This window comes from Mycobacterium sp. IDUB_3 (genome assembly GCF_055419585.1).
On record NZ_JBVAXZ010000001.1, the window covers coordinates 4364248 to 4376267 of the forward strand.

General features: G+C 68.1%; 8 protein-coding genes. 7 read left to right on the forward strand and 1 reads right to left on the reverse strand.

Annotated features, from left to right (window positions below):
- Positions 1–35: 35 nt before the first annotated feature.
- The 7 genes from mtrB (at position 36) to ACZYVJ_RS20415 (ending at position 10089) form a co-directional block, all read left to right on the forward strand.
- Positions 36–1712, forward strand: coding sequence for an MtrAB system histidine kinase MtrB (gene mtrB, locus ACZYVJ_RS20385; protein ID WP_463832695.1), 1677 nt, complete (start codon positions 36–38; stop codon positions 1710–1712).
- A complete protein-coding gene (lpqB, locus tag ACZYVJ_RS20390) occupies positions 1712–3466 on the forward strand; it encodes an MtrAB system accessory lipoprotein LpqB (RefSeq protein ID WP_463832696.1) in 1755 nt (584 codons plus the stop codon). Before mtrB ends, lpqB begins: the two co-directional genes overlap by 1 nt.
- A 44-nt stretch (positions 3467–3510) precedes the next feature.
- On the forward strand, positions 3511–4143 hold the full coding sequence (locus ACZYVJ_RS20395) for a ComF family protein (protein WP_463832697.1): 633 nt from the start codon (positions 3511–3513) through the stop codon (positions 4141–4143).
- A gap of 333 nt (positions 4144–4476) precedes the next feature.
- Positions 4477–5145 (forward strand): ribosome hibernation-promoting factor, HPF/YfiA family, encoded by a 669-nt coding sequence (hpf, locus tag ACZYVJ_RS20400; RefSeq protein ID WP_463833077.1) that lies wholly within the window; start codon positions 4477–4479, stop codon positions 5143–5145.
- A gap of 147 nt (positions 5146–5292) precedes the next feature.
- The gene (secA, locus tag ACZYVJ_RS20405; protein WP_463832698.1) at positions 5293–8121 is read left to right on the forward strand and encodes a preprotein translocase subunit SecA; all 2829 of its coding nucleotides are present in this window, start codon (positions 5293–5295) and stop codon (positions 8119–8121) included.
- Positions 8122–8303: 182 nt separating this feature from the next.
- Positions 8304–9854: an HD domain-containing phosphohydrolase gene (locus ACZYVJ_RS20410; protein WP_463832699.1), complete on the forward strand. Its 1551-nt coding sequence runs from the start codon at positions 8304–8306 to the stop codon at positions 9852–9854.
- A gap of 67 nt (positions 9855–9921) precedes the next feature.
- On the forward strand, positions 9922–10089 hold the full coding sequence (locus tag ACZYVJ_RS20415) for a hypothetical protein (RefSeq protein WP_463832700.1): 168 nt from the start codon (positions 9922–9924) through the stop codon (positions 10087–10089).
- A 41-nt stretch (positions 10090–10130) separates the two neighbouring features.
- Here the strand turns inward: ACZYVJ_RS20415 and ACZYVJ_RS20420 are convergent, their stop codons facing one another.
- Positions 10131–11852 carry an ABC transporter ATP-binding protein/permease gene (locus ACZYVJ_RS20420; RefSeq protein WP_463832701.1) on the reverse strand — a complete coding sequence of 574 codons (1722 nt, stop codon included), beginning with the start codon at positions 11850–11852 and terminating at the stop codon, positions 10131–10133.
- Positions 11853–12020 lie beyond the last annotated feature (168 nt).

The following is a 12020-nucleotide window of genomic DNA, read 5'->3' on the forward strand; positions in this document are numbered from 1 at the left end:
GTTGTAGCGCGTCGCGTTGGGGAGGAGCGCCGGCAGTGATCTGGGGCTCCCGGCGACGAACTCGGAGCCGCTGGGGACGTTCAGGCCCCATGACTCGTGGCATGGGCGCGGTGAGTCGCGCCGTGGCCATTGCCTGGCGACGCTCGCTGCAGCTACGGGTGGTGGCGCTGACCCTGGGGTTGTCCCTTGCGGTCATTTTGGCTCTCGGCTTCGTATTGACCAGTCAGGTCACCAATCGCGTGCTGGACGTCAAGGTCAAGGCCGCCATCGAGCAGATCGAGCGGGCACGCACCACCGTGGGCGGGATCGTCAACGGCGAAGAGGCGCGCTCGTTGGACAGCAGCCTGCAGCTGGCGCGCAACACGCTGACCTCCAAGACCGACCCGGCCTCGGGTGCGGGAATGGCCGGCGCCTTCGACGCGGTGTTGATGGTGCCGGGCGACGGCCCGCGCGCGGCGACCACGGCCGGGCCCGTCGACCAGGTGCCCGGTTCGCTGCGCGGCTTCGTCAAGGCGGGGCAGGCGTCCTACCAGTACGCCTCAGTGCACACCGACGGGTTCTCCGGGCCGGCGCTGATCGTCGGCACGCCGGCGTCGTCTCAGGTGGCCAACCTGGAGCTGTACCTGATCTTCCCGCTGAAGAACGAGCAGGCCACCATCCAGCTGGTGCGCGGCACCATGATCACCGGCGGCGCGGTGCTGCTGGTGCTGCTGGCCGGGATCGCGCTACTGGTGTCGCGCCAGGTGGTGGTGCCGGTGCGTTCGGCGTCGCGCATCGCCGAACGGTTCGCCGAAGGGCATCTGTCCGAGCGCATGCCGGTGCGCGGCGAGGACGACATGGCGCGGCTGGCCATGTCGTTCAACGACATGGCCGAGAGCCTGTCGCGCCAGATCACCCAGCTGGAGGAGTTCGGTAATCTGCAGCGCCGCTTCACTTCTGACGTGAGCCACGAACTGCGCACCCCGTTGACCACGGTGCGGATGGCCGCTGACCTGATCTATGACCACAGCGCCGACCTGGACCCGACGCTGGCGCGGTCCACTGAGCTGATGGTCAACGAGCTGGACCGGTTCGAGTCGCTGCTCAACGACCTGCTGGAAATCTCCCGGCACGACGCCGGTGTCGCCGAGCTGTCCGTCGAGGCGGTCGACCTGCGCACCACGGTGCAGAGCGCGCTGAGCAACGTGGGACACCTGGCCGAGGACGCCGGCATCGAGCTGAAGGTGGACCTGCCGACCGAAGAGGTGATCGCCGAGGTCGACACCCGGCGGGTGGAGCGCATCCTGCGCAACCTGATCGCCAACGCCATCGACCACGCCGAGCACAAGCCGGTGAAGATCCGGATGGCCGCCGACGAGGACACGGTCGCGGTCACCGTCCGCGACTACGGCGTCGGGCTGCGACCGGGTGAGGAGAAGCTGGTGTTCAGCCGGTTCTGGCGGGCCGACCCGTCGCGGGTTCGCCGCTCCGGCGGCACCGGGCTGGGCCTGGCCATCAGCATCGAGGACGCGCGCCTGCACCAGGGCCGGCTGGAGGCGTGGGGCGAACCGGGCGACGGCTCGTGCTTCCGGCTGACCCTGCCGCTGGTGCGCGGGCACAAGGTGACCACCAGTCCGCTGCCCATGAAGCCGATCCCGCAACCCGCCCCCGGCGGCCCGCAGCACGCGAAAGACCGTACGCGCCAACGAGAGCACGCCGAGAGAAGCCTGTGATGCGCCGACTCGTGGGCCTGCTGATGCTGGCCATGCTGCTCGCGGGCTGCGCGGGGGTGCCCAGCTCGTCGGCGCCGCAGGCCATCGGCACCGTCGAGCGGCCGGCGCCGTCGAACCTGCCCAAGCCCACCCCGGGCATGGACCCCGACGTGCTGCTGCGCGAATTCTTCAAGGCCACAGCCGATCCCGCGAACCGGCACCTGGCCGCCCGCCAGTTCCTCACCCAGTCGGCGTCCAACGCGTGGGACGACGCCGGTAGCGCCCTGCTGATCGACCACGTGGTGTTTGTCGAAACCCGTGCGGCCGAGCGTGTTTCGGCGACCATGCGGGCGGACATCCTGGGTTCGCTGTCCGACGTGGGGGTGTTCGAGACCGCCGAGGGGGTGCTGCCCGACCCCGGGCCGATCGAATTGGCCAAGACCTCGGGGGGCTGGCGCATCGACCGGCTGCCCAACGGTGTCTTCCTGGACTGGCAGCAGTTCCAGTCCACCTACAAACGCAACACGCTGTACTTCGCCGATCCGACCGGCAAGACGGTGGTTCCCGACCCGCGTTACGTCGCGGTGCCCGACCACGACCAGTTGGCCACCGAGCTGATCTCCAAGCTGATCGCCGGGCCACGGCCCGAGATGGCGCACACGGTCCGCAATCTGCTCGCCCCGCCGCTGCGGCTGCGCGGGCCGGTGACCCGGGCCGACGGCGGCAAGAGCGGCATCGGGCGCGGATACGGCGGGGCGCGCGTCGACCTGGAGAAGCTGTCCACCACCGATCCGCACAGCCGGCAATTGCTTGCGGCGCAGATCATTTGGACCCTGGCCAGGGCCGACATCCGGGGCCCGTACGTGATCAGTGCCGACGGCGCGCCGTTGGACGACCGGTTCCGTGACGGGTGGACCACCTCCGACGTCGCGGCCACCGATCCCGGCGCGGCCGACGGCGCGGGCGCGGGGCTGCACGCTTTGGTCAACGGCTCCCTGGTGTCGCTGGACGGCCAGCACACCGTAACGGTGCCTGGCGCGTTCGGGCGCGTGGGCGATCAGACGGGCGCCGCGCTGTCGAGAACCGGCCGGCAGGTGGCGTCGGTGGTGACACTGCACCGCGGCGCCCCGGACATGGCGGCGTCCTTGTGGATCGGTGACCTCGGCCAGGAAGCCGTGCAGGCCGCCGACGGGCACAGCCTGTCGCGCCCCACCTGGTCGCTGGACGACGTGGTCTGGGTGGTGGTCGACGGCAACAACGTGTTGCGGGCCATCCAGGAGCCGGCCTCCGGGCAACCGGCGCGCCTTCCGGTGGATTCGGTGGCGGTGGCCACCCGGTTCCCGGGGCCGATCACCGACCTGCAGCTGTCCCGCGACAGCACCCGCGCCGCGATGGTGATCGGCGGCCAGGTGATTCTGGCCAGCGTCGAGCAGACCCAGGCCGGGCAGTACGCCCTGACCTTCCCGCGCCGGCTCGGTTTCGGGTTGGGCAATTCGGTGGTGTCGCTGTCGTGGCGCACCGGTGATGACATCGTGGTGACCCGCACGGACGCCAGCCATCCGGTGTCCTACGTGAACATCGACGGGGTGAACTCCGATGCGCCGCCGCACGGTCTGCAGATGCCGGTGACGACCGTGGTCGCCAACCCGTCGACGGCCTACGTCGCGGGACCCCAAGGGGTGCTGCAGTATTCGCCGTCGGCCGACGGCCAGCAGGGCTGGTCGGAGGTGCCCGGGCTGACGATTCCCGGGGCGGCCCCGGTGCTGCCGGGCTAGCGGCGAGGGCCACAGATGTCACACCCGATCAGCAGACTGGCGCCATGCTCGACCTGTTCCTACCGACCGAATGTGGCGGCTGCGGCGCGCCATCCACCCGCTGGTGCGACGCCTGCGCGCTCGAGCTGTCGGTGGCAGCCGATCAGCCGCACGTGGTGAACCCGCGCATCGATCCGGGGGTCCCTGTCTTCGCGCTCGGCCGCTACGCCAACACCCGCCGGCACGCGATCCTGGCGCTCAAGGAGCAGGGCCGCGCCGACCTCGTCGACCCCCTGGCGCGTGCGCTGGCCATCGGTGTGCACCGCCTGCTGTGGTGGGGGATCGTGCCGACTCCGTTGACCGTCGTGCCCGCACCGACCCGGCGTTCGGCAGCGCGCCGACGCGGCGGTGACCCCGTCGCGCGGTTGGCGCGCGCCGCGGTGGCGCGGCATCCGGACATCACGGTCGCGCCGGTCTTGCGGCTCAAGGCACTCGCCCGCGACTCGGTGGGTCTGGGCACCGCCGCGCGCGAGCGCAACGTCGCCGGCAGGGTGGTGCTGCGCGGCCGGCCGCCCCGCGCCGAAGTCATGGTCGTCGACGACATCGTGACCACCGGAGCGACGGCGCGCGAGTCGGTGCGGATCCTGCACGCCGCCGGGGTCCGGGTCGCCGCGGTGCTGGCGATCGCGGCGGTGTGATCGCCCGCGGCCGCGCCCAACCCATGAACTAGCCAAGAGCATGTGAAGAACTCGCAACAGCTCGACCAAATTAGTGGCATCGGCAGGCGAACACGAGCTAACGTCGAAAACAACGAAGAACGACTCATCGGTCTGACTCACTGGTCGCAAAATCTCCAGGTGAGACCCATCCGCGGGAAGGGGTGAGTAATCGACACCTTGCTCCGGCGGGCAGCCTGCGGCGGTAGCCAGTCTCGAACCGCTCCCACCTCGTCGGCGCATCAAGCAGCCGGGCACGCAGGGCGCGTGTGACGTGAAGAGAGAAACGAGTTGTCACGTATGTCAAGGCTATCCGTGGATTCCGGTCAGATTCTGGACCAACCGCCCGTCACCGATGGGCAAGCCCAACCGACAACCACCGCCGACGTTGTGTTCAAGGGCCGCAACGTAGAAATTCCCGATCATTACCGTCTGTACGTCTCGCAAAAACTCGCCCGTCTCGAGCGATTCGATCGCTCCATTTATCTTTTCGATGTCGAGCTCAAGCACGCGCCCAACCGGCGTCAGCGCAAATCCTGTCAGCGCGTGGAGATCACCGCCCGTGGCCGCGGCCCGGTGACGCGGGCGGAAGCCTGCGCCAACAGTTTCTACGCCGCGTTCGAGTCGGCGGTCGACAAGCTGGAGAACCGGCTGCGCCGGGTCAAGGACCGCCGCAAGGTTCACTACGGGGACAAGACCCCGGTGTCACTGGCGGCCGCGACCGCGGTGCCGCCACCCGTCCCGCCGCGCAGCGCGGCGCAGGCCCCGTCGACCGAGCACGACGGCGCGGACGCCGACCACGAGCCCGGACGGATCGTGCGGACCAAGGAACACCCGGCCAGGCCGATGACGGTCGACGACGCGCTCTACGAGATGGAGCTCGTAGGACACGACTTCTTCTTGTTCCACGACAAGCAGACCGAACGGCCCTGCGTGGTCTACCGACGGCACGCCTACGACTACGGCCTGATCCGACTGGGCTGATCAGGCTCTCCTGACGGGGTCTTCGGGCGGCGACCGCTACGCCCGGCGTTGCCGTGCTTGCGATCGCCGCTTCGGCGGCCATCACCTGGCCGTCGCCTACCATGGGAGTCGCTCAATGCAAGACTCCTACCAACAGGGGACATAGCTGTGCTGTCGAAGTTGCTGCGCCTTGGCGAAGGTCGCATGCTCAAGCGTCTCAAGCGGGTGTCTGACTACGTCAACACCTTGTCCGACGAGATCGAGAAGCTCACCGACGCCGAGTTGCGGGCCAAAACCGACGAGTTCAAGAAGCGGCACGCCGACGGCGAAAGCCTCGACGACCTGCTGCCCGAGGCCTTCGCGGTGGCCCGCGAGGCGGCCTGGCGGGTGCTCGACCAGCGTCCCTTCGACGTGCAGGTGATGGGCGCGGCGGCGCTGCACTTCGGCAACGTCGCGGAGATGAAGACCGGTGAGGGCAAGACCCTGACCTCGGTGCTGCCGGCCTACCTCAACGGCATCGGCGGCAAGGGCGTGCACGTCGTGACCGTCAACGACTACCTGGCCAAACGTGACAGCGAGTGGATGGGCCGCGTGCACCGCTTCCTCGGCCTGGACGTCGGCGTGATCCTCGCGCAGATGACGCCCGACGAGCGCCGGGTGGCCTACAACGCCGACATCACTTATGGGACCAACAACGAGTTCGGGTTCGACTACCTGCGCGACAACATGGCGCATTCGCTCGACGATCTGGTGCAGCGCGGGCACAACTTCGCGATCGTCGACGAGGTCGACTCCATCCTGATCGACGAGGCCCGCACCCCGCTGATCATCTCCGGTCCCGCCGACGGCGCCTCCAACTGGTATCTCGAGTTCGCCCGGCTGGCCCCGCTCATGCAGAAGGACACCCACTACGAGGTGGACCTGCGCAAGCGCACCGTCGGCGTGCACGAGCTGGGCGTGGAGTTCGTCGAGGACCAGCTCGGCATCGACAATCTCTACGAGGCCGCCAACTCGCCGCTGGTCAGCTACCTCAACAACGCGCTGAAGGCCAAGGAGCTGTTCAACCGCGACAAGGACTACATCGTGCGCGACGGCGAGGTCCTGATCGTCGACGAGTTCACCGGCCGCGTGCTCTACGGCCGCCGCTACAACGAGGGCATGCACCAGGCCATCGAGGCCAAGGAGCACGTGGAGATCAAGGCCGAGAACCAGACGCTGGCCACCATCACGCTGCAGAACTACTTCCGGCTCTACGAAAAGCTCGCCGGCATGACCGGTACCGCCCAGACCGAGGCGACCGAGCTGCACGAGATCTACAAGCTGGGCGTGGTGCCCATCCCGACCAACAAGCCGATGATCCGCGCCGACCAGTCCGACCTCATCTACAAGACCGAGGAAGCCAAGTACATCGCCGTGGTCGACGACGTCGTCGAGCGCTACGAGAAGGGCCAGCCGGTGCTGATCGGTACCACCAGCGTCGAGCGCTCGGAGTACCTGTCGCGGCAGTTCCAGAAGCGCCGCGTGCCGCACAACGTGCTGAACGCGAAGTTCCACGAGCAGGAGGCGACCATCGTCGCCGTGGCCGGCCGCCGCGGCGGCATCACCGTCGCCACCAACATGGCCGGCCGCGGTACCGACATCGTGCTGGGCGGCAACGCCGACTTCCTCGCCGACCAGCGGCTGCGGGAGCGTGGTCTGGACCCGGTCGAGACGCCCGAGGAGTACGACGCGGCGTGGCACGAGGAACTGCCCAAGGTCAAGGAGGAGGTCAGCGCGGAGGCCGCCGAGGTGATCGAGGCCGGCGGGCTCTACGTGCTGGGTACCGAACGCCACGAGTCCCGCCGCATCGACAACCAGTTGCGCGGCCGCTCCGGCCGGCAGGGCGACCCGGGCGAGTCGCGGTTCTACCTGTCGCTGGGCGACGAGCTCATGCGCCGGTTCAACGGCGCCGCGCTCGAGGCGATGCTCAACCGGCTGAACCTGCCCGACGATGTGCCCATCGAGGCCAAGATGGTCACCCGGGCCATCAAGAGCGCACAGACGCAGGTGGAGCAGCAGAACTTCGAGGTCCGCAAAAACGTCCTGAAGTACGACGAGGTGATGAATCAGCAGCGCAAGGTCATCTACGCCGAGCGCCGCCGCATCCTGGAGGGCGAGAACCTCAAGGAGCAGGCGCTGGACATGGTCCGCGATGTGGTCACCGCGTACGTCAACGGCGCGACCGCCGAGGGCTATGCCGAGGACTGGGACCTCGAAGCCCTGTGGACGGCGCTGAAGACGCTGTACCCGGTCGGCATCGACCATGCGACGCTGACCCACCACGACGCCGACTCCGACCGCGACGACCTGACCCGCGAGGAGCTGCTTGAGGAGCTGCTCAAAGACGCCGAAAAGTCTTATGCCGCAAGGGAAGCCGAGCTCGAGGAGATCGCGGGCGAGGGCGCGATGCGCCAGCTGGAGCGCAACGTGCTGCTCAACGTCATCGACCGCAAATGGCGCGAGCACCTCTACGAGATGGACTACCTCAAGGAGGGCATCGGGCTGCGCGCGATGGCGCAGCGCGATCCGCTGGTGGAGTACCAGCGCGAGGGCTACGACATGTTCATGGCGATGCTCGACGGCATGAAGGAGGAGTCGGTCGGGTTCCTGTTCAATGTCACCGTCGAGGCGGTGCCCAGCCCGCAGGTCGCCCCGGTCGAAGCGCCGGAGGGGCTGGAGGAGTTCGCCACTGCCGCGGCCGGGCAGCAGGGCGGTACCGCGACGGCCGTGCGCGAAGAGGCTCCAACCCAGTTGCGCGCCAAGGGAATTGACAACGAAGCGCCGGCCATGACGTATTCCGGACCGTCCGAGGACGGCACGGCGGCGGTGCAGCGCAACGGCGGCGACGCCAAAGCGCCGGCCGGGGTGCCCGGCGGGGCCAGCCGCCGTGAACGGCGCGCCGCGGCGCGGCAACAGGGCCGCGGTACCAAACCGCCCAAGTCGGTCAAGCGGCGCTAGCGGGGCCCCACCCCCACTCGAACGTGCGGCTGGCCGCACACTCGGCACCGAACGTGCGGCTGGCTTCACGCTCGGCGATAGCATGCGGCTGGCAACCCCCATGCCCTAGGCTTATCAGGCATCGGCTGTTGTGTGGCTATAGTGACGCCGCGCCGATGAGGGTCGAGAAAGGGACGAGTTTCATGCCCTTCGACGGAGCCGTGTCGCGGACTGACGTTCTGGCGGCGTTATCTCTGGCGATCGACCTCGGGCTCGGACAGCCGATGGATCACATGCTGCGGTCGGCCACGATGGGCTCGAGATTGGCGACGCGGCTGGGATTCGACGAGCGCGAGTGCGGGACCGTTTTCTACACCGCCCTGGTGATGTGGATCGGCTGTCACGCCGACTCGCACGAGTATGCGCAGTGGTTCGGCGACGATATCGCGGTGCGACATGACAGCCACTACATCGACTGGTCCGGCGCCCCTTTCCGTCGGTTTCTCATGACCAATTTGGGCCGTGGGACGACGTTGCCGAAACGAGCCCAGTTGGCGGCCAAAGTTTTCTGGGACGCACGCGGGAATCTCGGCGCGTTGGTGCACTCCCATTGTCTGTCGGCTGCGCTGCTCGCCGAGGAGATCGGGTTGGGCGCCGATGTGTGCAAAGCCCTGCCCTACGCGTACGAACGATGGGACGGCAGCGGTCTTCCCGCCGGAGCCGTCGGAAACCAGATACCCGTGGCGATGCGGGTGGCGCAGATCTCCGACATCGCCGACGTGCACCATCGCGCTTACGGCGCGAGCGCGGCAATCGCGGAGATCCGCCGTCGCAGCGGCAAACAGTTCGACCCGGATATGGTCGCGGTGTTCGCTGCCGCCGCCGACGACCTGCTGCGCGAGGACGAAGACGTGTGGTCGACCGCTGCCGAGCTGGTTCCAGATCCGGGCGAAGCGCTGAGCGGGCCCGCGCTGGACCGACTCCTGTGCGCCATGGGTGACTTCGCGGATCTGAAATGCCCTTTCACCCTTGGCCATTCGCGTGCCGTCGCGCAGTTGGCGGAGAGCGCAGGCCAGTGCGCGGGGCTGCCGCAAGACGAGATCGATATCCTGCGTCGCGCAGGCTACGTTCACGATATCGGTCGCATTGGTGTGTCGAACCGGGTCTGGGAGAAGTCCGGCGCACTGACCCACGTCGAACGCGAGCGAGTGCATTTGCATCCATATTTGACAGGCAGGATTCTGGCCCGGGTGGGTGGGCTGAAGGCCGTCCGGGAGGTCGCGGTGAATCATCACGAGCGACTGGACGGCTCGGGCTACCCGAACGGCCTGCGCGGTGATGACCTGTCGGTTCGCGACCGTCTGCTCGCTGCCGCCGAAAGCTATTGCTCCTCAACGGAACCGCGGCCTTATCGCGATGCCCGGGACGCGGACGCCGCGGCCAGGAAACTGCGAGATGAAGCCGTGCGCGGCCGCCTGGACGGCGACGCGGTCGAAGCCGTCCTGCAGGCCGCGGGTCACCGGCCGTCGCGCAGAGCCGCCAGGCCGGCGGGTTTGACTCGGCGCGAGGCCGAGGTGTTGCTTCATGTCGCGCAGGGCCTATCCAATAAGGAGATCGCGTCGGCACTCTGGATTTCCGAGAAGACGGTGCGCAATCACGTCGAACACATCTACGCCAAGATCGACGTCTCGAACCGGATCGGGGCCAGCTTGTACGCGACCCGGCACGGCCTGGCCGGCGGCGTACCCAACTGAGGAAGCCTCCGCGATGTATGGGGTGAATGCCCATGTCCCCGCGGCGAATCGAGCCGAACATTTCCGCATGACTAACAACGCCAGAGGTCCCTCGGCCGCCGCGTCGGAACGGCAACTGACGCCCTCGTCGGTGCTGTGGGACAGGGTGCTCAACGACGGCCACGCGTCGCTGGTCAGGGCGCGGCATGCGTTTCGCTACCTGCCCTCGGCGCCGCGATGCATCCACCAAGCCTGAGCCCGCGATCCCGGTAAAGGATCGCGGGTCCGGCGTGGCCGTCATCGCATGGATGCGCCGGGCCGGGATCGCCGATCCAGTAACCACGCGGTCGCCAGCGTGAGGACGACGGCGAATGACGCAAGCGCGATGAGGCTTACGGCGTTGCCTCCCTGAAAGGTCTGCCGGTAGACGGACATGGCCGGCAGCGTATTGGTGTAGCGGTCGAGTTGCAGGTCGCGGCCCAACGCGTCGAAGGCGTGGCGGTTGGACAGCACCAGGCTCATCAGCCGCCCGGGGGTGGCCATCTGGTCGACGGGCACGATGGCACCACCGAACAAGACCTGGGGGAAGCACAGCATCGGCAGGGCGAGGGCCGCTTGTGCGGCGTTGGAGACGGCGGCCGATGCGAAAAGGCCCAGGGCCAGCGCCGAAATCGCCTCGATCACAATCGTCGCGAACAGCAACGCGTACACGTGCCACCCGAGCGCGGGGAGCCGACCGAGCGCGCGCAACACCACCAGCAACACCGCGCTCACTCCAGCGAGAACCGGAAGCAGCGCCGCCACCTTCGATGCCACGTAGGCGCTCACGCTGAGCCCGGCCAGGCGTTCGCGCCGGAAGACGGCCATCTCACCGACGATCTGCAGCAGGCCGTACGTCAACCCAAAGAAGAAGCCGTCGAAGGCAATCCAGAAGACGATCTGGGCCGGACCGACGCCGGCGGGGGCACTGTTATCGAACGCACCCGGCTTGAACAACGTCGCCATCATCGCCGTCACCAGCACCGGTGAGCCGAGCAGGATCGCCAGGGTCAGCCGATTACGCAACAGAACGTCGACGTTGCGACGGGTGAGTAGCCACCATTGCCGGACCATGCCCGTGCGATTGACGTCGGACGGCGTGGCCGAGACCCCGTTATGAGTGAAGCCCGGCCGGGTCGGCGGCTTCTCGCGGCTGTCCGCGAATCGATCCGCCCAGATCCGCGGCGTGTGCTCTTGAGCCAGGCGCTCGTACACCTCGGTGAGGCCTTCCACGCCGAAGTAGCGCCGGGCCGCGTCGGGGGTGCCGGCGAAGGCAAGGTGGCCGTCGCGGGCCAAGAAGACGACCCGGTCGCACTGGTCGATGCCGGCCGGCTCGTGGGTGGTGAGGACGACGGTGACACCGTGTTGGGTGAGCCGGCGCAGCAGGCGCATCACGTCAGCGGCGGTCGAGGGATCGAGCCCGGAGGTCGGCTCGTCGAGGAAGAAAAGGCGTGGCCGGGTCAACAGCTCCACGGCGATGCTGGCCCGCTTGCGCTGACCGCCGGACAGCGCACGCACCGGCACGTCGGCCCGGTCGGCCAGGTCGAGGCTCCGCAGAGTCTCATCGACGATCCGTTCCGCTGCGGCCGCGGATGTGCCGGCGGGCAGCCGGAGCAGCGCCGCGTAGCGCAGGGTGCGGCGCAGGGGCATCTCGAGGTGAATGATGTCGTCCTGGGGCACGTAGCCGACCGTCGCGCCGGCGCGGGTACGGGGGACGACACCGTCGTGTCGAACCTCCCCCGCAGACGGCGGTTGCAGTCCCGCAAGCACTTCCAGCAAGGTGGTTTTGCCGGCTCCGCTACCGCCGGCGATGGCGACCAATTCGCCGGGCTCCACCGAGAGCGATATGTCCTGCAGGAGTTGCCGGCCGCTGACGCGCCGGCCGACATCGATTGCGTCGATCCGGGCGCCGTCGGGCGCTTGCGCCGGGTGAGCACCGAGCAGCTCGATGGCTGGAGCGGTGCATGTCGATTCGCTCATGATTTCGTCTCCGTATTTTCTCGAGGTAGGTCTGTCACGAGCGATCATCGGTCCAACCGCTTGCGCCCTACATGGGGCGTTTGCCTCAAATGATCGAACGGGCCGGGCAGCAACGCCCAGGTCACGCCGGCTGAAATTGGGGCAAATGACCTATATGTGTGGGCGCCG